The organism is Metapseudomonas cellulosilytica (assembly GCF_049334135.1).
In the GTDB taxonomy this organism is placed as follows: Bacteria; Pseudomonadota; Gammaproteobacteria; order Pseudomonadales; family Pseudomonadaceae; genus Metapseudomonas.
Window position 1 is genome coordinate 310,856 of the sequence record NZ_JBHZGN010000005.1, and the last position, 20,293, is coordinate 331,148.

Here is a 20,293-nt window from a genome sequence, read left to right on the forward strand (position 1 = left end):
TGGAGTCCGATGGGCAGCCCTTCGGCCTGCATGGCGAATGAATTCGCCCCTACAGCTATTCATTCCCCACGATTACTGCCACTCCAACTGCAACTCCTCCTGCCAGGCCACCCGTACGAAGTGGCTGCCGACAATCTCCTTCAAACGTTCCAGGCCTTCCGGCGTCTGGCTCTCCACGGCCAGGGTCAGGCCGTCGCCTTCGGCGCGCAGCAGGCCGAGGCCCAGGTCGAACTCGATGCGGCCCTGTAGTTCGTCGTAACTGACGGTCACCCGGTGGGCGAAGTGCTTGCACAGGCGGGTGATGTAGCGCGCCGGGGTGGCGGTGGCGACATGGGCGGAAGCGGTCAAGGTCATGGCGGATTCCTCAGTAGCCGACGGTGAAGCGCTGGCGAATGTGCCGGGGCTGTTCCAGCTCGTCGATGATGGCGACCGCAAGATCGGCCACCGAGATGCTGGCCGGCTGTTCGCCGCTCATCAGCAACTGGTCGCCGCCGATGCGGAAACGGCCGCTGCGCCCGCCGGGCTGCAGCAGCGCCGGCGGGGAGATGAAGCTCCAATCCAGGCCCCGTTCTTCGCGGATCAGATTGAGCGCCTGGCGTGCGCCTTCGGCGCCTTCCTTGTACTCGGCGGGGAAATCCGGCGTGTCGATCAGTTGCAAGTTCGGCGCGACGTAGAGGCTGCCGGCGCCGCCGACTACCAGCAGGCGCTTCACAGCGGCTTGCTTCACCCCGGCGATGATGGCCTTGGTGCCTTCGATGAACAGCTCGCGGATCTTCGCCTCGTCCCAGCCGGGGTTGAAGGCGTGGATCACGGCATCGTGGCCGGCCACGGCGCTGGCGATGGCGGCCGCGTCGTAGGCGTCGCCCTTTTGCGCGGTGAGATTGGCGTGCCGGGGAAGTCTTTCCGGGTGACGGACAATGGCGGTCACCAGGTGGCCGCGCTGCAAGGCCTCGGTGAGCACGGCGGAACCGACGAAGCCGGTGGCGCCGATCAGGGCGATTTTCATGGGCATCTCCAGGATGGGTTGCGAGGTGGGGCATAATCGCTGCTGAATAATCGGTGGAAAAAGTGCCGTCAGGTGCTTTCACAATTAAGCGGAGCTTACGAATGGAGCAGCTCAAGCGCATGGCGGTGTTCGCCACAGTGGTGGAGCGGGGCAGCATGGTGGCTGCTGCCGAGGCGCTGGGCATGACCGCCTCGGCAGTCAGCCAGCAGATCCGCAAACTGGAGCAGGAAACCCAGGTCAGCCTGCTCCACCGCACCACCCGCAAACTGACCCTGACCGAGGCCGGCGCGGTGTTCTACAAGAGTTGCGCCCAGGTGCTGGAGCTGGCGCAGCAGGCCGAGCAGCGCCTGGCCGAGTTGCGCGATGCGCCGGTGGGCGAGCTGCGCATCGCCGCGCCGGTGGGCTTTTCCACAGGCATGCTGACCGAGGCCCTGGCGCCGCTGCTGGACGCCCATCCCGGGCTGAGCCTGCAGCTGTTCTTCCATGACGAGCAGATCGATCTGGTGGAGCAGCGCATCGACCTGGCGATACGCGTCGGCCGCCAGGAGGACTCCAGCCTGGTCGCACGACATCTCGCCGACTGGCCGGCGGTGCTCTGCTGCGCGCCGGCCTACCTGGCGCGCAAGGGGCCGATCCGTCGCCCCGAGCAGTTGCTGGAGCTGGACTGGATCAGCCTCAACGGCGAGCGCCAGCAGCACCAGCTGACCTTCACCGGCCCCGACGGCGAGCAGCAGCGGCTGCGCCTGGAGCCCCGGGTGGGCTGCAACAACATCCTTGCCGTGCGCAGCTTCACCTTGGCCGGAATGGGCCTGTCCCTGCAGCCGGAGGCGGAAATTCGCGAGGAACTGGCCAGCGGGCGCCTGTTGGCGCTGTTGCCGGAATGGCAGCCGCCGCCGGTGGGGCTCTACATCGTCACCCCGCGCCGCGACGCCCAACCGGCCAAGGTGCGCTATGCCATCGAAGCCTTGCGTCGCGGCCTGTTGCGTCGTGGATAGCCGTGGGCGTCGGCATGCCGTATAACGTCGGCCCACCGTCCCCCGATTCCTGAGACTGCCCGCCGCCCCCGCATGAAGACCCCGAAACGCCTCGAGCCACTGCTGGAAGATGGCCTGATCGATGAAGTCCTGCGCCCGCTGATGAGCGGCAAGGAAGCCTCCGTCTACGTCGTGCGCTGCGGCAGCGAGCTGCGTTGCGCCAAGGTCTACAAGGAAGCCAACAAGCGTGGTTTCCGCCAGGCCGCCGAGTACCAGGAGGGCCGCAAGGTTCGCAACAGCCGGGACGCCCGCGCCATGGCCAAGGGCTCGAAATACGGCCGCCGCGAGCGCGAGGACGCCTGGCAGAACGCCGAGGTGGCCGCACTGTTCCGCCTGGCCAATGCCGGGGTCAGGGTGCCCAAGCCCTACGACTTCCTCGATGGCGTGCTGCTGATGGAACTGGTCAGCGACGGTGAAGGCGATGCCGCACCGCGCCTGAACGATGTCGACCTGACGCCGGAAGACGCCCGCGAATTCCACGCCTTCATGATCGGCGAGATCGTCAAGATGCTCTGCGCCGGCCTGGTTCATGGCGACCTTTCCGAATTCAACGTACTCCTGGACCCTTACGGCCCCGTGATCATCGACCTGCCCCAGGCGGTGGACGCCGCCGGCAACAATCACGCTTTTCGCATGCTCGAACGTGATGTCGGCAACATGGCAGCCTATTTCGGGCAGTTCGCCCCCGAGTTGAAGTACACCCGCTACGCCAAGGAAATGTGGGCGCTGTATGAAGACGGCAAGCTGACGCCGCAGACCGAGCTCTCCGGCCAGTTCGCCGAGCCGGAGGACGCCGCCGACCTGGACGCGGTGATGCGTGAGATCAAGGCAGCCCTGGCCGACGAGGCGCGGCGCCAGACGGCCCTGGCGGAGCGTGATGCTCCAGCAGGGCGCGAAGAGCCGACACCGCCCTGGTTGCTGGGCCAAGGCTGACTTGACCGGGCCGGATCGGCGCACGATCCTTGTCCGTCGGATTTACAGGAGATTTAGAGATGCAAGGCCAAGCCGAAGTGGTGGAATACCTCAAGGATCTGTTGCGTGGCGAACTGGCCGCTCGGGACCAGTACTTCCTGCATTCGCGGATGTACCAGGACTGGGGCTTCAACAAGCTGTTCGAGCGCATCAACCACGAGATGGAAGAAGAGACCCAGCACGCCGACGCCCTGCTGCAGCGCATCCTCTTCCTCGAAGCCACGCCGGACATGCGTCCGAAGACCATCCATCCCGGCCACACCGTGCCGGACATGCTGCGCGCCGACCTCAAGCTGGAGTACGAAGTGCGCGCCGCACTGAGCAAGGGCATCACCCTGTGCGAGAAGCACAAGGACTACATGAGCCGCGACATCCTCGCCGCCCAGCTCAAGGACACCGAGGAAGACCATGCCTACTGGCTGGAGCAGCAACTGGGCCTGATCGACCGCGTCGGCCTGCAGAACTACCTGCAATCCCAGGCTTGAGGCTGATCGAGCTGAACCGAAAGGGCCGCATTTGCGGCCCTTATCGTTTGGGCAATCGCGAATGAATTCGCCCCTACAGGACCCGCGCGCCACGGGTGGGCCTTGAGTCACCCCTCTCCCGCGGGCGGGAGAGGGGGCGGGGGAGAGGGCTGGTGGGATTGGCACGACGCCGAAGGGCAGCCCTTCGGCCTGCTTGGCGAATGAATTCGCCCCTACAAGAGCAGCGCGCCATGGGAGCCGCGTCGCGTCGTCAGTGGCAGCCGCCACCGGACTCCAGGTCCTTGAGGATCGGGCAGTCTGGCCGGTGGTCGCCGTGGCAGTGCTCCACCAGTTCCTGCAAGGTGTCGCGCAGGCCCGCAAGTTCGGCGATCTTGCGATTCAGTTCGTCGATATGGTTGCGGGCCAGGGCCTTCACGTCGGCGCTGGCGCGCCCTCGGTCGTGCCAGAGTTCCAGCAGCCGGCCGACTTCCTCGAGCGAGAAACCCAGGTCCCGCGAGCGCTTGATGAAGGCCAGGCTGTGCAGGTCCCGGGTGTTGTAGATCCGATAGCCGCTTTCAGTGCGTACGGCTTCCGGCAGCAGGCCGATGCCTTCGTAGTAGCGGATCATCTTCGCGGTCAGCCCGCTTTTCTTGGCGGCTTGGCCGATGTTCATACCGTTGTCCTCGCGTCTTCTGGCGCCGCTTCGGCGCGCTTGGCGGATGAATTCGCCCCTGCCGGCTTCCAGGTCTTCAGCAGCAGCGCGTTGCTTACCACGCTGACACTGGACAGCGCCATGGCCGCGCCGGCCACCACCGGACTGAGCAGGCCGACGGCGGCCAGGGGGATGCCGACCAGGTTGTAGATGAAGGCCCAGAACAGGTTCTGGCGGATCTTCGCATAGGTGCGCCGGGAGATATCCAGGGCCGCCGGCACCAGGCGTGGGTCGCCGCGCATAAGGGTGATGCCGGCGGCATGCATGGCCACGTCCGTACCGCCGCCCATGGCGATGCCGACGTCGGCGGCGGCCAGGGCCGGGGCGTCGTTGATTCCGTCGCCGACCATGGCGACCACGGCGCCGTTCGCCTTGAGCGCGGCCACGGTGGCGGCCTTGTCCGCCGGCAGTACTTCGGCATGGACCGATTCGATGCCCAGGGCCTCGGCCACCACCTTCGCGCTGCCACGGTTGTCGCCGGTGATCAGGTGGCTGTGGATATCCCGTTCACGCAGGGCCGCCACGGCTCCCGCCGCGCCCGGCTTGAGGGTGTCGCCGAAGGCGAACAGACCGAGCACGCGGCGCTCCGGCTCCAGTTCCAGCAGCCACGACAGCGTACGGCCTTCGGCTTCCCACGCCTTGGCGTAATCGGCCAGTTCGCCGGCCGGCAGGCCTTGCTCGTCCAGCAGGCGGCGGTTGCCCAGGGCCAGCAGGCGGCCGCCCACCCGGCCCTGGATACCACGGCCGGCCAGGGCCTGGCTGGCGTCGACGGCGGGGGCTTGGAGGCTACGTTCGGCGCAGGCGTCCAGCACCGCCTTGGCCAGGGGGTGTTCGCTGCCTCGCTGCAGGGCGCCGGCCAGTTGCAGCAGCTCGCCTTCGTCGCCGTTACGGGCTGCCATGTGCGCGATGCGCGGGCTGCCGGACGTCAGGGTGCCGGTCTTGTCGAAGGCCACCGCCTGTACGGCGTGGGCCACTTCCAGCGCTTCGGCGTCCTTGATCAGGATACCGTGGCGCGCGGCGACGCCGGTACCGGCCATGATGGCAGTAGGGGTGGCCAGGCCCAGGGCACAGGGGCAGGCGATCACCAGCACGGCGACGGCGTTGATCAGCGCGGTTTCGATGCCGGCGCCGGTCATCAGCCAGCCGACCAGTGTGGCGACGGCGATCAGCAGCACCGCCGGGACGAACACCTGGCTGACCCGGTCCACCAGTTTCTGGATCGGCGCCTTGGCCGCCTGGGCGTCTTCCACCAGGCGGATGATCCGCGCCAGCACGGTCTCGCCGCCAAGGGCCGTGGTGCGCACCAGCAGCCGGCCTTCGCCGTTGATGGCGCCAGCGGTGACGCGGTCGCCGGGCTGCTTGGGCACCGGCAGGCTTTCGCCGCTGATCAGGGCCTCGTCGGCGTGGCTCTGGCCTTCGCTGACCTCGCCGTCGGCGGGGAAGCGCTCGCCAGGTTTCACCACCAGCAGGTCACCCAGTTGCAGGGCGGCGATGGCCACCTCTTCCTCGCGGCCATCGCGCAGGCGGGTGGCGCGTTCCGGACGCAGGGCCTCAAGGGCGCGGATGGCGGCGCTGGTCTGGCGCTTGGCGCGGCTTTCCAGGTACTTGCCCAGCAGCACCAGGGCGATCACCACGGCGGAGGCTTCGAAGTACAGGTGCGGCATCTGCCCGGGCTGCGCCACCCACCACTGGTAGAGGCTGAGCCCGTAACCGGCGCTGGTGCCGATGGCCACCAGCAGGTCCATGTTGCCGGCGCCGGCCTTCACCGCCTTCCAGGCGGCGCGATAGAAACGCGCGCCGAGGATGAACTGCACCGGGGTGGCCAGGACGAACTGGACCCAGGCCGGCAGCATCCAGTGCAGGCCGAACCATTCCACCACCATGGGCACCACCAGCGGCAGCGCCAGGGCGAGGGCCAGCAGCACCGCCCAGCGCTCGCGGCTCAGGCGGGCCTCGGCATCGTCCACCGGCGGCCGGGCTTCGTCCACCAGGCTGGCGGAGTAGCCGGCGGCTTCCACGGCCGCGATCAGGCGGGCGCTGTCGGGCTGACCGAAGATGTGCAGGTGGGCGCGTTCGCTGGCCAGGTTCACCGTCGCCTCGGCCACCCCCGGCACCTTGCGCAGGGCGCGCTCCACGCGGCCGGAGCAGCTGGCGCAGGTCATGCCGCCGATGGCCAGTTCCAGGCGTTGGGCCGGCACCTGGTAGCCGGCGGCTTCCACGGCCGCCACCAGTGCCGGCAGGCTGTCGCCGGAGGCCTGGACGCGGGCCTGTTCGGTGGCCAGATTGACGCTGGCGGCCTGCACCCCCGGCACCTTGGCCAGGGCCCGCTCCACGCGGCCGGCACAGCTGGCGCAGGTCATCCCTGAGATGGGCAGATCGAACGCCGTTGGATTGGTCATGGTTGATCCTCCTTAATAACTCCGGCTTAGGATCAACCTTGACACGAGGGAAAGGTCAAGGGTCATTGCCCGGCTGTGGTCGGCACCAGGTAGAGGCCTTCCGTGCTCTGGGCCAGACGGTACTTGCGCACCTCGCCGGCCATCAGGGTGATGGACTGCTGACGCAATTGTTCGATACCCGGTTTGCAGGGACCGGGGCCGAGCAGGCTGAGACGGATCGACAGGGGGCCCGGCGGCAGGTTGAAGGACACCATTTGGCCCTGCACCAGCCGTGCGGCCAACTGGTCTTCCAGATACAGGCCAACGTCACAGGCGGTGGCCAGTTCCACGCGCTCGCGGGAGATGATCAGCACCCCGTAGTCGACGGACGACTGGGCCTGGGCCAGCAGCGGCACGGCGAGCAGGGCGAAGAGGGCAGGGCGGAGTCCGGGCATGGGAAAACCTCCCGCAGGGGGGACGGTTTCCAGTTTAGGAGGTGCTATTGACCTTGCCATGGTGGCAAGGATGACACTGGCGCCAGCTTTCACACCCAGGAGATCGACCATGCAGGTATTCAAGGTTCAAGGCATGTCCTGCGGGCATTGCGTCCGCGCCATTACCCTGGCCGTGCAGGCCCGTGACCAGGCCGCCGAAGTGCAGGTGGACCTGGGCGCAGGTGAGGTGCGGGTAGCCAGCCGGCTGGCGCAGGAGCAGGTGCTGGCGGCGATCCGCGAGGAGGGCTATCAGGCCGAGGTGGCCTGAGGCTGGCACCCGCCAGCCGTGTAGGGTGGATAGCGCTTTTCTATCCACCAGCGAGACCATGCGAGACACCGATGGTGGAAATCCCCAAAGGGATTTCCACCCTACGCAGTGATCGACATGGAGTTTCCAGCGGGTGAATCCAGCTTCACGCCCAATCCTTCACCAGCCCCTGGAACAGCGCATCGACCATGGGTTCGGCGTCTTGCAGCGGGTCGAACAGCTTCGCGTCGCGGGTCCAGTCGCTGAGCATGCCGACCAGCAACCCATGCACCGCCCGGGACGCCCGCAGCGGCGTGATGCCCGGGCGCAGTCGTGAGCGGCAGGCGGGGCGGTCGAAAAGTCCTTCGCAGAGCTGGATGAACTGGTCGACGAAGGCATAGTGGCGCTCTTCCGCCTCGCGCAACTCCTCGGTGAATTCGCATCGGTGCAGCAGGATCGTGAAGATGCGCTGCCGCTGTTCGTCCCGCGCCAGGTTGACGATGGCTTCCAGGCAGAGGTCGCGCAGGGACATCATCGGGTCCTGGCCATTGCAGCCGCACAGGCGTTCGATCATCTGCTCCTGGGGCAGGCGTACCTGGGAGAGCATCTCGTTGAACAGGTGGGCCTTGTTCTGGAAATGCCAGTAGACCGCGCCCCGGGTCACCCCGGCGGCTCGGGCGATCTGTTCCAGGGAGGTGTGGGCCACGCCGTTCTCGAGGAACAGGTGTTCGGCTGCGACGAGAATCGCACCCCGTGTTTTCTCAGCTTCTTCTTTCGTTCTGCGCATAGCAGTTGGGCCAATACTGTCTAGGCTTCTTGTTTGGGGAACGGAGTTTACCGATTTTGCCCGGTTAACAACCGTTTACAGACACAAATGAATGTAACGATCAGCGCCCGCTGGTCGCTTGCCGTATCGGCACCGTATGGAGACACCTATGCCGTTTGCTCGCAGCCTTCCCTTCAGCCTTGCACTTTTCGTGGCAAGCGCCAGTTTCGCTGGCCTTGTCGGTGCCGCTGAAACGCCCGCCGGAACAGCACCCGCTCCGGAAGTGATGGTGGAGACCGCCAAGTCCGCCCCGTTGCCACTGGTCCTGGAATACGCCGGGCGCACGGCGGGCTTTCGCGAAGTGGAAGTGCGGGCCCAGGTGAGTGGCATCCTCCAGCAGCGCACCTACACCGAAGGCAGCCGGGTGAAGCAGGGCCAGGTGTTGTTCCGCATCGACCCGCGCACCTATGAAGCGGCCCTGGCACGGGCCAAGGGTGCCCTGGCCCAGGAGCAGGCGCGTTATCGCCAGACCGAGCGCGACCTCAAACGCACCCGCGAGTTGCAGGCGAAGGGCTATGCCAGCGAAAGCGAACTGGACAACGCGATCTCCAATTTCGAACAGAGCAAGGCCAACGTCGAAGCCGCCCAGGCGGAGGTGAAGGCGCGGCAGATCGATCTCGACTACACCACGGTGGAAGCGCCCATCTCGGGCATGACCAGCAAGGAAACCCGCTCCGAGGGTAGCCTGGTGGTGGCTGGCGACCCCAACGGCAGCCTGCTTACCCAACTCACGCAGCTCGACCCCATCTATGTGAACTTCGCCTACCCGGACACCGAGGCCGAGCGCCTGCGCGACGGGGTGAAGAACGGCAAGATCGAGTTGCCGCCGGACGGACTGCTCAGTGCCGACCTGAAATTCGGCGATGGTTCCACCTACCCGCTGTCCGGCCGCGTGGACTTCACCGACAGCTTCGTCAACACCGGCACCGGCACCGTCAGTGCGCGGGCCGTGGTGCCCAATCCGGAGCAGAAACTGCTCCCCGGCATGTTCGTGCGGGTGCTGGTGAAGGGTTTCACCCGGCCTCAGGCGATCACCCTGCCGGAGCGTGCCCTGGCCCAGGGACCGCGCGGAACCTTCGTCTATGTGGTGGACAAGGACGGCATGGCGCGGGTACGCCAGGTGAAGACCGGCGATACCCGTGATGGCCGCTGGGTGATCGAAGCCGGTGTCAGCGCTGGCGACCGGGTAATAGTCGAAGGCCTGCCCAAGGTGCGGCCCGACTCGCCGGTGAAGGCGGTGGAGGCCAGCAAGGCCCCCGCTGAACAGACCACGAAACAGTCCTGAAAGGAGCGCCCGTCGTGATCTCGCGCTTCTTTATCGACAGACCCGTCTTCGCTGCGGTGATCTCCATCGTCGTCGTGCTCGCCGGCCTGGCCGCCATGCGCGCCCTGCCGATCGCCCAGTACCCCGAAATCCTTCCGCCCCAGGTGTCGGTAAGCGCCGTCTATCCGGGTGCCAGTTCCCAGGTGATCGCGGAAACCGTGGCCGCTCCCCTGGAGCAGGAAATCAACGGCGTGGAGGGCATGATCTACCAGCTGTCCAACTCCGACAGCAGCGGCGCCATGAGCCTGACCGTGTACTTCGAGGTGGGCCGCGATCCCGACCAGGCCACCATCGACGTCAACAACAAGGTGCAGGCGGCCCTCGCCAAGCTGCCGGAAGAAGTGCGCCGGCAAGGGGTGAAGGTGGAAAAGAAATCCTCCGACATCCTCCAGGTGGTCACCCTCTATTCCCCGGACAATTCCCGCGACCCGATCTACATCAGCAACTACGCGCTGATCAACGTGATCGACGAGCTGAAACGGATTCCCGGCGTGGGTGACGCCAGCCAGTTCGGCTCCAAGGATTACTCCATGCGCATCTGGCTGCGCCCGGACAAGCTGGCGCAGTACGACCTCACCCCGACCGACGTGGTCAACGCCATTCGCGAGCAGAACTCCCAGTTCGCCGCCGGCAGCTTCGGCCAGCAGCCGCTGAACCAACCCCAGGACTTCACCTACACGGTGACCACCCAGGGTCGCTTCACCGATCCCAAGGAGTTCGAGGGGGTCATCCTGCGCTCCGACGCCACCGGCGCCAGCCTGCTGCTGAAAGACGTGGCGCGGGTCGAACTGGGGGCCCAGGACTACTCCCTGATGACCGCCCTCAACGGCCAGCAGAACGCCGCCTTCGGTATCTACCTGCAGCCGGGGGCCAACGCCCTGGATACCGCCGACGCGGTGAAGTCGACCATGGAGCGGCTGGCCAAGCGCTTCCCCGAGGGCATCGCCTACAAGATCCCCTACGACACCACCAAGTTCGTGGAAGTCTCGATCGAGGAGGTGATCCACACCTTCTTCGAGGCCCTGCTGCTGGTGGTGCTGGTGGTCTTCATCTTCCTGCAGAACTGGCGCGCCACCCTGATCCCGGTGCTGGCGATCCCGGTGTCCCTGGTGGGCACCTTCGCCGGCATGTACATGCTCGGATTCTCCATCAACCTGCTGACCCTGTTCGGCATGGTGCTGGCGATCGGTATCGTGGTCGACGACGCCATCGTGGTGATCGAGAACGTCGAGCGGGTGATGGCGACCAAGAAGATCGGCCCGCGCGAGGCGGCGATCGAGGCCATGGAGGAGGTGACGGGGCCGATCATCGCCATCGTGCTGGTGCTCTGCGCGGTGTTCATCCCGGTCGGCTTCCTCGGCGGCCTGGCGGGGCAGATGTACCAGCAGTTCGCGATCACCATCGCCGTGTCGGTGGTGATCTCCGGCATCGTCGCCCTGACCCTGTCACCAGCGCTCTGCGCCCTGATGCTCAAGCCCACCCATGGCCAGCCGGCAGCGCCGTTCCGCTGGTTCAACAGCTTCTTCGAGCGCATGACCAACGGCTATGGCGCCGGGGTGCAGTTCTTCCTCAAGCGCGCAATGCTCGGCCTGTTGCTGTTCGGCGGGATGATCGCGCTGCTGGTCATCCTCTTCGGTCGGGTGCCCGGTGCCCTGGTGCCGGACGAGGACCAGGGCTACGTGCTCAATGCCTACTTCCTGCCGCCGGCCGCTTCCCTGACCCGCACCGAGGAACTCACCAGTGCCGTAGACGCGGAACTGATGAAGCATCCGGCAGTGCAGGATGTGGTCACCTTCGCCGGCTTCGACATCCTCACCTTCGGCACTCGCAGCAACGCCGGGGTGTCCTTCGTGCCGCTGAAGGACTGGAGCGAGCGCACCACCCCCGAGCTGGATGCGCGCAACCTCACCCACACCTTCATGGGCATGGGCGCCGGGCAGAAGGACGGCATTGTGCTGTCCTTCAACCCGCCGCCGATCACCGGCATGAGCACCACCGGCGGTTTCGAGGCCTATATCCAGGACCGCAGCGGCGGCACCGTGCAGCAACTGGAACAGGTGGTGCAGAAGTTCGTTGCCGCAGCGTCCAAGCGTCCTGAGCTGGCCGGGGTGAATACCACCTTCAACGCCAACGTGCCGCAGTACTACATCGACCTCGACCGCACCAAGGCGCGTGCCCTGGGCGTTGCGATCAACGATGTATTCACCGCCATGCAGGCCACCTTCGGCAGCTACTACGTCAACGACTTCACCCTCTACGGCCGCACCTGGCAGGTGAGCCTGCAGTCGGAGCCGGAGTTCCGCCGCAAACCGGATGACCTCAGCCAGGTCTACGTGCGCTCGACCAGCGACGACCTGGTGCCGCTGTCTTCCCTGGTGCGGGTGGAGCGCATCCTCGGGCCGGACTCCTATGCGCGCTTCAACGTCTACCCGGCAGCCAAGGTGCTCGGTGGGCCGGCGCCGGGCTACAGCTCCGGCCAGGCGCTGGAGGCCATGCAGGAAGTGGCCAACGAGGTGCTGGGCGAGGACTACACCCTCGGCTGGATCGGCTCGGCCTTCCAGGAACTGGCCACCCACGGCTCCGGCAGTACCGCCTTCATCTTCGGCCTGATCATGGTGTTCCTCATCCTCGCCGCCCAGTACGAGCGCTGGACCCTGCCGCTGGCGGTGGTCACCGCCGTGCCCTTCGCGGTGTTCGGCGCCATCCTCGCGGTGTGGCTGCGCGGCATCCAGAACGACGTGTACTTCCAGGTCGGCCTGGTGACCCTGATCGGCCTCGGGGCGAAAAACGCCATCCTCATCGTCGAGTTCGCGGTGCTCTGCCGCGAACAGGGCATGCCGCCGATGCAGGCGGCGCTGGAGGCGGCCAAGCTGCGCTTCCGCCCGATCGTGATGACTTCCCTGGCCTTCATTCTCGGTTGCGTTCCGCTGGCCATCAGCACCGGCGCCGGCTCGGCGAGCCGCCACTCCATCGGCACCGGGGTGATCGGCGGGATGCTCGCGGCGACCGTGCTGGCCACCTTCCTCATCCCCATGTTCTTCATGCTGGTGGAGAAGGCTTCGGAATGGCTGGACCGCAAGAAAGCGCCCAAGGCCGAGGAGGTCCATGAAGGGTAGGATGTGAGCGATCGATTGTAGGGGCGAATTCATTCGCCAAGGCGCGTAGCGCCCTTGCGGCGTTCGCGGTCGGACCTGGCGGCCCGATTGGCGAATAAATTCGCCCCCACAGGAAAACAGCTCCACCGCAGTACCGTCCCAACCCCTGTTACTATCTGGCGCTTATCCGCAATGGATGGCGCCAGATTTCGTCATGACGTTCCGTATCCTCCTGCTCCTCGGCGCCCTCAGCGCCTTCGGCCCCATGGCCATCGATTTCTACCTGCCCAGCTTCCCGGCGATTGCCCAGTCGTTCGCCACCGATGTGGAACATGTGCAGCTGACCCTGGCCGCCTATTTCGTTGGCCTGGCCTTCGGCCAACTGGTCTATGGCCCGCTGGCGGACCGCTTTGGCCGGCGACCGCCACTGCTGCTGGGGGTCACCATCTTCACCCTGGCCTCGGTGGCCTGCGCCCTGGCGCCGAGCCTTGAATGGCTGATCGCCGCGCGATTCGTCCAGGCCCTGGGTGGCTGTGCCGGCATGCTGGTGTCGCGGGCTGTGGTGCGTGATCTCTGCGACCCCATCGCCTCGGCCAAGGCCTTCTCGCAACTGATGCTGGTGATGGGGTTGGCGCCGATCCTGGCACCGCTCGGTGGCGGCCTGCTGCTGGAACTGTTCGGTTGGCAATCGATCTTCTGGGGCCTGACGTTGTTCAGCGCCCTGGTGTTGCTCGGCGTTACCGCGTGGCTGCCGGAAACCCTCTCCGACGTGACACCACGCGCGCCCCTGCGCGGTGCCCTGGGGCAGTACCGGCGGCTGTTCGGCGACCTGTCGTTCCTTGCCTATGGCATGACGGGCGGCCTGGCCATCGCCGGGATGTTCGCCTATATCGCCGGCTCGCCGTTTGTGTTCATCCAGCTCTACGGCGTACCGCCTGAACACTACGGCTGGCTGTTCGGCACCAATGCCGCAGGCTTCATCGTCGTCGCCCAGATCAACGCCGTCCTGCTGCGCCATCGCGGGCCGGCATTCTGGATGCGGCGGGTGGTCTGGTTCTACCTGGTGTGCGCGCTGGCGCTGCTGCTGGTGTCCAGCTTGCGCACCGACGCGCTCTGGCCCCTGCTGCTGCCGCTGTTCGGCTGCATCGCGAGCTTGGGGTGCATCCTGCCCAACGCCTCGGCGTGCGCAATGGCCGGCCAGGGCCAGAACGCGGGGAGTGCTTCGGCGTTGATGGGCAGTCTGCAGTTTGGTGTGGCGGCTGGAGCCGCCGCCCTGGTGGGGGGGCTGCACGACGGCAGCGCAATGCCCCTGGCCCTGGTCATCAGCCTCTGCGGCTGCGCGGCAGTCGCTTGTGCTCTATTGACCTGGCGCCTCGACCGCAACGGCCAGGCGCCACTGGGCTAACTGGCGATCCGTCGCGACCAGTCCGGCAATATGTGGGGCGCCTTCAGGCGCTCCTCGAGGACGCTGACGAAGCGGCGCGCTTCGGCTTCACTGCGGAAACTCACCGCGTGCTGGTCGAGGCAGACCTGCCAGCTTGCACCCTGTTGGGTGGTGGTAGGACGAACGAGAATTTTCACCTCAGTCATCTCCCAAAAGTTGTGGCGGGAATCTGAGTGTAGACCTGCCCCCATGACAGGAAATGACCTGAATCAAGCAGCCGACTGATGGTTGATTCCGTTCGTCTCAGCCCGGGTCGCCATCCGTGGAATGGCGCCCGGGAGCGCTTCGGCCGAGGCTATTGAGCAGGGCCTGGTAACGATGCTCGCTCTGGCGCAAGGCGTCCCTTGCGTACTTCAACGCGCTGAAATCGATGTCCACGCAGTAGAGCTCCAGTTGGTTGTGCAGGTTGCGCAGGATCAGGTGGCTGGAGAACACCGTCACCGGACTGCCGTCGCGGCGCTGCAGGGTCCGTTCGCTGGCGGGAATGGCCGGGCCGCCGATCATCCAGTTGTTGATGTCGGCCACCACCTGGCTGCGCATGGCCGGTGGAATGATCAACTCCTCCAGGTAGCGGCCCATGGCCTGGTCGACGCTGTAGCCGTAGAGGTGCTCGCTGGCGTGGTTCCAGTAGATCACCCGGCGCTGGCGGTCGTAGCCCTGCACGGCGATGCGTGGGGTCTGCTCGAACAGCTGGCGGAAGCGCTGTTCGCTTTCCCGCAAGGCCTCCTCGTCGCGCTTCTGCGCGCTGATGTCCTGCACCGTACCGAAGGCGCGGCCGTCGGGCTGTGCCTCGCCGCGCAGGGCCAGCCACACCGGTTGCTGGCCCCTGGGGAGGTTCAGGCGAGCGTTCACCGTCAGGGCCGAGCCCTGCAGAAACAGTGCCTCCAGGCCGCGCTGCACGCTGCCGCGATCGGCTGGATGGAGACGGTTCAGCAGACCTTCGAGGCTGTCTTCTTTACCACAGTGGAGGAGGCGCTGGGCGCCCTGGCTCCAGGCGAATCCCCGGTCGTATTCCCAGTTCCCCAGGGTGGCGTCGCGCTGTGCCTGTTCCAGATGCAGGCTGGCGCGCCGCAACCCCTGGCGAAGGCGTTCGCGACCCAGGCGGTGGCGGCGCTCGAGGAAGAAGATCAGCAACGCGGTGAGCAGGAGCAGCCCGAACACACTAAGGGGGCCCGAACCCCAGGCGAGGAGCCAGGCGCCAGCGCACAACAGGTAAAGGCCTGCCCGGATGGCGGGCCGGACGAGGGTGGGATGCATCCTGGACCCCGGCGAATCGGAAGCGGAGCGATGCGGCGCAGCCGGCCGCTGGCGAAACCAGAAGAAGTCTAGTCGCTTCGTACGCCTGTTCCGGACCGTTCGCCCGGGCATTGGCTCGCCGGTCAGGGGCTTCGTCCCGCCCTACCGGGTATGTCCGTAGGGTGGAAATCCCGGTAACGGATTTCCACCAGTGGCCTCGGCACAAGGCTTGGTGGATAGAAGAGCGCTATCCACCCTACAAGGGCTTCAGGCGAATCCTTCCAGCACGATCTTCCCCTTGGCCTTGCCGCTTTCCAGCAACGCGTGGGCGCGGCGCAGGTTGGCGGCATTGATGCTGCCGAAATGCTCGCCCAGGGTGGTCTTCAGCACGCCGGCGTCGATCAGTTGGCTGACCCGCTGCAACAGGCGATGCTGCTCCAGCATGTCCGGAGTCTGGAACATCGACCGGGTGTACATGAACTCCCAGTGCAGCGACAGGCTCTTGCGCTTGAGCTTGGTCACGTCCAGTTGGGCCGGGTCGTCGATCAGACCGAGGCGGCCCTGGGGGGCCAGGGCTTCCACCAGTTGGTCCAGATGCTGGTCGGTCTGGGTCAGGCTGGCCACGTGGGTGACGTTGGCCAGGCCCGCACTGCGCAGTTCCCCGGCCAGCGGTTTGCTGTGGTCCAGCACATGGTGAGCGCCCAGTTCGCGGACCCAGGCCTGGGTTTCCGGACGGGAGGCGGTGCCGATCACGGTCAGCCCGGTGAGCTGGCGGGCCAATTGCACCAGGATCGAGCCCACGCCGCCGGCGGCGCCCACCACCAGCAGGCTCTGGCCCTGGTCGGCCTTGCTTTCAGCGATCTGCAGGCGGTCGAAGAGCAGTTCCCAGGCGGTGATCGAGGTCAGCGGCAGGGCGGCGGCCTGGGCGAAATCGAGGCTCTTGGGCATAGGTCCGACGATACGCTCGTCCACCCGGTGGAATTCGGCGTTGCCGCCCTGGCGGGTCAGGTCGCCGGCATAGAACACCCGGTCGCCCGGCTGGAACAGGCTCACCTCGCTGCCCACCGCCTTGACCACGCCGGCCACGTCCCAGCCCAGAACCCTGGGCTGGCCGGCTTCCGGCGCGGCGTTGCGGCGGACCTTGGTGTCCACCGGGTTGACCGAGATGGCGCGGACTTCCACCAGCAGGTCGCGGGGGCCGGGTTGCGGCTCCGGCAGCACGATGTCCTGCAGGGCTTCGGGGGCGTCGATGGGCAGGTTCTGGAAGTAGGCGACGGCTTTCATCGGAGTTCTCCGCTTGCGGGGCTGATGGCGGCGCATGGTCGGTTATTTCGTGGGCGAGAAAAATCGGCTAGAAAGCGACAGTCTTTCAAAGGAAATTTGAAAATGCTGCGCCTCGACGACCTCGCCCTGTTCGTCAACACCGCCGACCACGGTAGCCTCTCGGCGGCCGCGCGCAAGCTGGACATCTCGCCCGCCGTGGCCAGCGCCGCGCTCAAGCGCCTGGAGCAGCAACTGGAGGCGCGGCTCTTCGTGCGCTCCACGCGCAGCCTGCGCCTCACCCCCGAGGGCGAGCAGTTCCTCGCTCATGCGCGCAATGCCCTGGAGAGCCTTGCGCAAGGCCGGCGCCTGCTGGCCGGTGGCCGCGAGGACATCGCCGGGGTACTGCAGCTGTCGGCGCCCTCGGACTTCGGCCGCAACGTGCTGCTGCCCTGGCTCGACGAGTTCCAGTGCGAGCACCCGCGGCTCAGCCTGCGCCTGCAGCTCAGCGACCGTGTCGCCGATCTGTTCCGCCAGGCGGTGGACATCGCCCTGCGTTATGGCGAACCGGAGGACTCCAGCCTGGTGGCGCTGCCGCTCGCCGCCGGCAACCGCCGCGTACTCTGCGCCTCGCCCGGCTACTTCGCCCGGTACGGCCGGCCCCAACGGCCCGAGGACCTGACCCGGCACAATTGCCTGCTCTACCAACTGGGCGGACGCGTCCACGACCGCTGGAGCTTCAGCGAAGGGCGCCGTGAACAGATGGTGACGGTGGCGGGCGATCGCGTCTGCGACGATGCCGACGTGGTGCGGCGCTGGGCCCTGGCCGGGCAGGGGCTGACCTACAAGTCCTGGCTGGACGTGGCCGGCGACATCCATGCCGGGCGCCTGGAGCTGGCCCTGCCGCAGTACCGCGGCGAGGTCACGCCGCTGAATCTGATCTGCGCCCATCGTGCCCAGTTGAGCAAGCCGGTGCATCGGCTCCGCGACTTCGTCCAGTCGCGCTGTGCCGCGCTGCTCGTCGGCGCGCCCTGGAACTGAGTGTCGGCCGCGACAAAGCCAACGTCTGAACGCCGAATTGCTTGGGCCCGAGGTTCCGCTATCGTCTGGATAAGCCGTGGCCTGCGTGGAGAGTCTCGTGGCCGACCTGCGTCCGACCTGCCTGAATCCTGCCGGGCCCGTGCCCGCCGCCTGCCATTGGAGGGCTGACTGATGCGCCGCCCCCGCGAACCAGACGCCTTACCGGCGACCCTGTCGCTGGTCTTCTGCGGCTATCTGCTGCTCGCCCTCGGGGCGATCTGGCTTTCACGCCAGCCTGGCAGCATCGCCACCCTCTGGTACGCCAACGCATTCGCCGTAGCCCTGCTCTGGGACCAGCCCCTGCGCCGCTGGGCACCCCTGCTGGGGGCGGCAATGCTGGCCAACCTGCTGGCCAACCTGGCTTTCGGCGATCCCTTGCCCCTGGCCGCCAGCTTCATCCCTCCCAACCTGTTGGAGATCGTCCTGGCCTGCGCCCTGCTGCGGGTCAGCGGCGCCGCCTTGCGAATGAACGAAAGCCCTGGCGCCTTCCTGCAATTCATCTGCTTCGGCGCCTTGCTGCCGCCGCTGGTGGGTGCCAGCCTGGGGGCTAGCATCCTGGCCTGGCAGGGACTGGACTCCTTCGAGCGCGGCTGGCTGTTCTGGGTCGAAGGGGCCATGCTCGGCGCCGTTTCGGTGCTGCCCCTGGCCGTCTGGCTGCGCCAGCGCAGTTGGTGGGAGCTCTTCGGTGAGCGTCGTCGTCACGAACTGGTCCTCTATGGGGTCATGGTCCTGCTGGGCGGGCCCTTCGCACTGCTGTTGTTGCCATTCCCCTTCGTTTATCTGTCGCTGCCACTGATGATCGCCGCGGTGCGCCTGAATTTCGCCAGCACCGCGCTGCTGGTGGCGCTCGCGTCGGTCAGTGGTGGCTTGATCATCGCCCTGGGGCTGCTCGGCTCCTCGCTCCCGGATCAGGGCTGGCGCGACTTGCTGATCTACCTGCCGCTGTTGCTGGCGCTGTTGCCGGCACTGCTCCTGGCTTCGGCTGTGGAGCAACTGCGCAAGCGCCGCCGTGAGCTGACCGCCAGCGAAACACGTTTTCGCGACGCCATGGACCATTCCGCCATCGGCATGGCCCTGGTTGGCCTCGACGGTCGCTGGCAGCGGGTCAACCGGGCCCTTTGCGAGATGCTCGGCTATCGCGAGGAAGAGCTTTCGGTGCTTGGCTTCCAGGACGTCACCCACCCGGACGATCTGGCCGGTGATCTGGAACTGGTGCGGGAAATCCTCGCCGGGCGTCGTCACAGCTACCGCCTGGAGAAGCGCTACCTGCACAAGAGCGGTCGGGAAATCTGGGGGCTGCTGGCGGTATCGCTGGTGCGTGACCATGAAGGCGAGCCGCTCTACTTCATATCCCAGATCGAGGACATCGACCGCCGCAAGCGGGCCGAGGAGCGCGAGGCGGAGCTGGCTCGACGCTATTCGGTGGCCACCGAGGCCAGCGGTGTCGGCGTCTGGGAGTGGGACCTGGCCAGCGACCGCCTGCTCTGGGATGACGGCATGTGCCGCCTTTACGGCCTTCCTGCCGGCGACGCCGAGCTGTCCTATGGGGACTGGCTGGCCCACCTGCACCCGGATGACATTGCCCGGGTCGAACGCGAAGTCCAGGCTGCGCGGGAAGGCAGCGGACGCCTGGACATCGAGTTCCGTATCCGTCGCGCCGACGGTGAGGTGCGGGTGATCAAGGGCCACGCGCGCCTGATCCGCGATCTCGCCGGCAAACCGTTGCGCCTGGTCGGCACCAACTGGGACGTCAGCGAACTGCGCCAGCTGGCCGAGCGGCTGCGGGAGGAGCGCGAGCGACTGCAGGTGACCCTCGATGCCATCGGCGACGGCGTCATCACCACCGACCTCGACGGCCGGGTCAGCTTCCTGAACCCGGTGGCCGAGCGCCTCAGCGGCTGGCGCAGCGACGAGGCGCGCGGCCTGCCCATCGAACAGGTGCTGCTGCTGGAAGGGGAGGACGGTCGCCTGGTGCCCAACCCGGTGCGCCACTGCCTGGAGCAGGGCAGTTCCGCCACTCTCCAGGGCCTGGCCTCGTTGCGTCACCCGGCGGGCGGCAGCATCGCCCTGCGTGGCCAGGCGGCGCCCATGCGCGGTTGCGATGGCGCATTGCTCGGCAGCGTGCTGGTGCTGACCGATGTCAGCGAGGCGCGGGCCATGCAGAAACACCTGCGCTATGCGGCCACCCACGATGCCCTCACCGGTCTGCTCAATCGTCCGGCCTTCGAGGACGCTCTCGCCGACAGCTGTCGCGATGTGCTGCAGAACGGTGGTCACAGCGTGCTCTGCTTCATCGACCTGGACCGCTTCAAGGAAGTCAACGACAGCGCCGGCCATGCCGCTGGCGACGAACTGCTGCGCCAGCTTGCAAGGCTGATGCACGCCCAGGTCCGTGCGGGCGACCAGTTGGCGCGCCTGGGTGGAGACGAGTTCGCGCTGATCCTGCGCAGCTGCCCACTGCAGCAGGCGGAGCTGCTGGCGGCGCGGTTGATCGCGCAGATCCAGGGCCAGGTACTGGCATGGGACGGACAGGAGTTCCGCGTCGGCGCCAGTGTCGGTATAGCGTGCATCCACAGTGGCAATGCCCACCCCACCGAACTGCTGAAACAAGCGGATACAGCTTGCTATCGCGCGAAGCACGCAGGAAGAGGGCAGTTCGCGGTCGAACATCGCTGAAACCCGGCAAGCCGGTGAATGACAGCCGCGGGCGTCTGGCCTAAT

General features: G+C 66.7%; 18 protein-coding genes. 9 read left to right on the forward strand and 9 right to left on the reverse strand.

Annotated elements, in window-relative coordinates; all coding sequences use genetic code 11:
* Window positions 1–72: 72 nt before the first annotated feature.
* The gene (locus tag ACFW0H_RS08995) at window positions 73–354 is read right to left on the reverse strand and encodes a DUF2218 domain-containing protein (protein ID WP_422913546.1); all 282 of its coding nucleotides are present in this window, start codon (window positions 352–354) and stop codon (window positions 73–75) included.
* A 10-nt stretch (window positions 355–364) separates the two neighbouring features.
* Entirely contained in the window at window positions 365–1,006 is a 642-nt protein-coding gene (locus ACFW0H_RS09000; protein WP_422913547.1) for an NAD(P)-dependent oxidoreductase, read from the reverse strand.
* A gap of 101 nt (window positions 1,007–1,107) precedes the next feature.
* Here ACFW0H_RS09000 and ACFW0H_RS09005 point away from each other — a divergent pair, with 101 nt between their 5' ends.
* The 3 genes from ACFW0H_RS09005 (at window position 1,108) to bfr (ending at window position 3,497) form a co-directional block, all read left to right on the forward strand.
* Complete coding sequence (locus tag ACFW0H_RS09005) at window positions 1,108–2,001, forward strand: LysR family transcriptional regulator (RefSeq protein ID WP_422913548.1); 894 nt, start codon at window positions 1,108–1,110, stop codon at window positions 1,999–2,001.
* Window positions 2,002–2,073: 72 nt separating this feature from the next.
* The gene (locus ACFW0H_RS09010) at window positions 2,074–2,973 is read left to right on the forward strand and encodes a PA4780 family RIO1-like protein kinase (RefSeq protein ID WP_422913549.1); all 900 of its coding nucleotides are present in this window, start codon (window positions 2,074–2,076) and stop codon (window positions 2,971–2,973) included.
* A gap of 59 nt (window positions 2,974–3,032) precedes the next feature.
* A complete protein-coding gene (gene bfr / locus ACFW0H_RS09015) occupies window positions 3,033–3,497 on the forward strand; it encodes a bacterioferritin (RefSeq protein WP_422913550.1) in 465 nt (154 codons plus the stop codon).
* Between the two features lie 250 nt (window positions 3,498–3,747).
* Here the strand turns inward: bfr and cueR are convergent, their stop codons facing one another.
* The 3 genes from cueR to ACFW0H_RS09030 form a co-directional block, all read right to left on the reverse strand.
* Entirely contained in the window at window positions 3,748–4,149 is a 402-nt protein-coding gene (cueR, locus tag ACFW0H_RS09020) for a Cu(I)-responsive transcriptional regulator (RefSeq protein ID WP_422913551.1), read from the reverse strand.
* Window positions 4,146–6,587, reverse strand: a complete 2,442-nt coding sequence (locus tag ACFW0H_RS09025; protein WP_422913552.1) for a heavy metal translocating P-type ATPase — start codon at window positions 6,585–6,587, stop codon at window positions 4,146–4,148. Before ACFW0H_RS09025 ends, cueR begins: the two co-directional genes overlap by 4 nt.
* A gap of 62 nt (window positions 6,588–6,649) precedes the next feature.
* Complete coding sequence (locus ACFW0H_RS09030; protein WP_422913553.1) at window positions 6,650–7,021, reverse strand: hypothetical protein; 372 nt, start codon at window positions 7,019–7,021, stop codon at window positions 6,650–6,652.
* Window positions 7,022–7,130: 109 nt separating this feature from the next.
* Here ACFW0H_RS09030 and ACFW0H_RS09035 point away from each other — a divergent pair, with 109 nt between their 5' ends.
* Window positions 7,131–7,328: a heavy-metal-associated domain-containing protein gene (locus tag ACFW0H_RS09035; RefSeq protein ID WP_422913554.1), complete on the forward strand. Its 198-nt coding sequence runs from the start codon at window positions 7,131–7,133 to the stop codon at window positions 7,326–7,328.
* 145 nt (window positions 7,329–7,473) lie between these two features.
* On the opposite strand, the gene ACFW0H_RS09040 is transcribed toward ACFW0H_RS09035, so the two are convergent.
* On the reverse strand, window positions 7,474–8,094 hold the full coding sequence (locus tag ACFW0H_RS09040) for a TetR family transcriptional regulator (protein ID WP_422913555.1): 621 nt from the start codon (window positions 8,092–8,094) through the stop codon (window positions 7,474–7,476).
* A gap of 148 nt (window positions 8,095–8,242) precedes the next feature.
* On the opposite strand from ACFW0H_RS09040, the gene ACFW0H_RS09045 reads away from it, so the two are divergent.
* From ACFW0H_RS09045 to ACFW0H_RS09055, 3 genes are all read left to right on the forward strand, one after another.
* The gene (locus ACFW0H_RS09045; protein WP_422913556.1) at window positions 8,243–9,418 is read left to right on the forward strand and encodes an efflux RND transporter periplasmic adaptor subunit; all 1,176 of its coding nucleotides are present in this window, start codon (window positions 8,243–8,245) and stop codon (window positions 9,416–9,418) included.
* Window positions 9,419–9,432: 14 nt separating this feature from the next.
* Window positions 9,433–12,573 carry an efflux RND transporter permease subunit gene (locus tag ACFW0H_RS09050; protein WP_422913557.1) on the forward strand — a complete coding sequence of 1,047 codons (3,141 nt, stop codon included), beginning with the start codon at window positions 9,433–9,435 and terminating at the stop codon, window positions 12,571–12,573.
* Window positions 12,574–12,766: 193 nt separating this feature from the next.
* A complete protein-coding gene (locus tag ACFW0H_RS09055) occupies window positions 12,767–13,957 on the forward strand; it encodes a multidrug effflux MFS transporter (protein ID WP_422913558.1) in 1,191 nt (396 codons plus the stop codon).
* On the opposite strand, the gene ACFW0H_RS09060 is transcribed toward ACFW0H_RS09055, so the two are convergent.
* The 3 genes from ACFW0H_RS09060 to ACFW0H_RS09070 all read right to left on the reverse strand — a co-directional run bounded on the left by ACFW0H_RS09060 (window position 13,954) and on the right by ACFW0H_RS09070 (window position 16,516).
* Complete coding sequence (locus ACFW0H_RS09060; protein ID WP_422913559.1) at window positions 13,954–14,133, reverse strand: hypothetical protein; 180 nt, start codon at window positions 14,131–14,133, stop codon at window positions 13,954–13,956. The two genes, ACFW0H_RS09055 and ACFW0H_RS09060, sit on opposite strands and share 4 nt — an antisense overlap.
* A gap of 106 nt (window positions 14,134–14,239) precedes the next feature.
* Window positions 14,240–15,157 (reverse strand): PAS domain-containing protein, encoded by a 918-nt coding sequence (locus tag ACFW0H_RS09065; protein WP_422913560.1) that lies wholly within the window; start codon window positions 15,155–15,157, stop codon window positions 14,240–14,242.
* Between the two features lie 342 nt (window positions 15,158–15,499).
* Window positions 15,500–16,516, reverse strand: coding sequence for a zinc-binding alcohol dehydrogenase family protein (locus tag ACFW0H_RS09070; protein WP_422913561.1), 1,017 nt, complete (start codon window positions 16,514–16,516; stop codon window positions 15,500–15,502).
* A gap of 102 nt (window positions 16,517–16,618) precedes the next feature.
* On the opposite strand from ACFW0H_RS09070, the gene ACFW0H_RS09075 reads away from it, so the two are divergent.
* Together ACFW0H_RS09075 and ACFW0H_RS09080 are read left to right on the forward strand one after the other, a co-directional pair.
* Window positions 16,619–17,533 carry a LysR family transcriptional regulator gene (locus ACFW0H_RS09075; RefSeq protein ID WP_422913562.1) on the forward strand — a complete coding sequence of 305 codons (915 nt, stop codon included), beginning with the start codon at window positions 16,619–16,621 and terminating at the stop codon, window positions 17,531–17,533.
* A gap of 171 nt (window positions 17,534–17,704) precedes the next feature.
* Window positions 17,705–20,248, forward strand: a complete 2,544-nt coding sequence (locus ACFW0H_RS09080) for a PAS domain S-box protein (protein WP_422913563.1) — start codon at window positions 17,705–17,707, stop codon at window positions 20,246–20,248.
* Window positions 20,249–20,293 lie beyond the last annotated feature (45 nt).

Bases quoted from the DNA above. Each gene is read 5' to 3' on its own strand.
- ACFW0H_RS08995 (WP_422913546.1), bottom strand. From the start codon at position 354: ATGACCTTGACCGCTTCCGCCCATGTCGCCACCGCCACCCCGGCGCGC.
- ACFW0H_RS09000 (WP_422913547.1), bottom strand. From the start codon at position 1,006: ATGAAAATCGCCCTGATCGGCGCCACCGGCTTCGTCGGTTCCGCCGTG.
- ACFW0H_RS09005 (WP_422913548.1), top strand. From the start codon at position 1,108: ATGGAGCAGCTCAAGCGCATGGCGGTGTTCGCCACAGTGGTGGAGCGG.
- ACFW0H_RS09010 (WP_422913549.1), top strand. From the start codon at position 2,074: ATGAAGACCCCGAAACGCCTCGAGCCACTGCTGGAAGATGGCCTGATC.
- bfr (WP_422913550.1), top strand. From the start codon at position 3,033: ATGCAAGGCCAAGCCGAAGTGGTGGAATACCTCAAGGATCTGTTGCGT.
- cueR (WP_422913551.1), bottom strand. From the start codon at position 4,149: ATGAACATCGGCCAAGCCGCCAAGAAAAGCGGGCTGACCGCGAAGATG.
- ACFW0H_RS09025 (WP_422913552.1), bottom strand. From the start codon at position 6,587: ATGACCAATCCAACGGCGTTCGATCTGCCCATCTCAGGGATGACCTGC.
- ACFW0H_RS09030 (WP_422913553.1), bottom strand. From the start codon at position 7,021: ATGCCCGGACTCCGCCCTGCCCTCTTCGCCCTGCTCGCCGTGCCGCTG.
- ACFW0H_RS09035 (WP_422913554.1), top strand. From the start codon at position 7,131: ATGCAGGTATTCAAGGTTCAAGGCATGTCCTGCGGGCATTGCGTCCGC.
- ACFW0H_RS09040 (WP_422913555.1), bottom strand. From the start codon at position 8,094: ATGCGCAGAACGAAAGAAGAAGCTGAGAAAACACGGGGTGCGATTCTC.
- ACFW0H_RS09045 (WP_422913556.1), top strand. From the start codon at position 8,243: ATGCCGTTTGCTCGCAGCCTTCCCTTCAGCCTTGCACTTTTCGTGGCA.
- ACFW0H_RS09055 (WP_422913558.1), top strand. From the start codon at position 12,767: ATGACGTTCCGTATCCTCCTGCTCCTCGGCGCCCTCAGCGCCTTCGGC.
- ACFW0H_RS09070 (WP_422913561.1), bottom strand. From the start codon at position 16,516: ATGAAAGCCGTCGCCTACTTCCAGAACCTGCCCATCGACGCCCCCGAA.
- ACFW0H_RS09075 (WP_422913562.1), top strand. From the start codon at position 16,619: ATGCTGCGCCTCGACGACCTCGCCCTGTTCGTCAACACCGCCGACCAC.
- ACFW0H_RS09080 (WP_422913563.1), top strand. From the start codon at position 17,705: ATGCGCCGCCCCCGCGAACCAGACGCCTTACCGGCGACCCTGTCGCTG.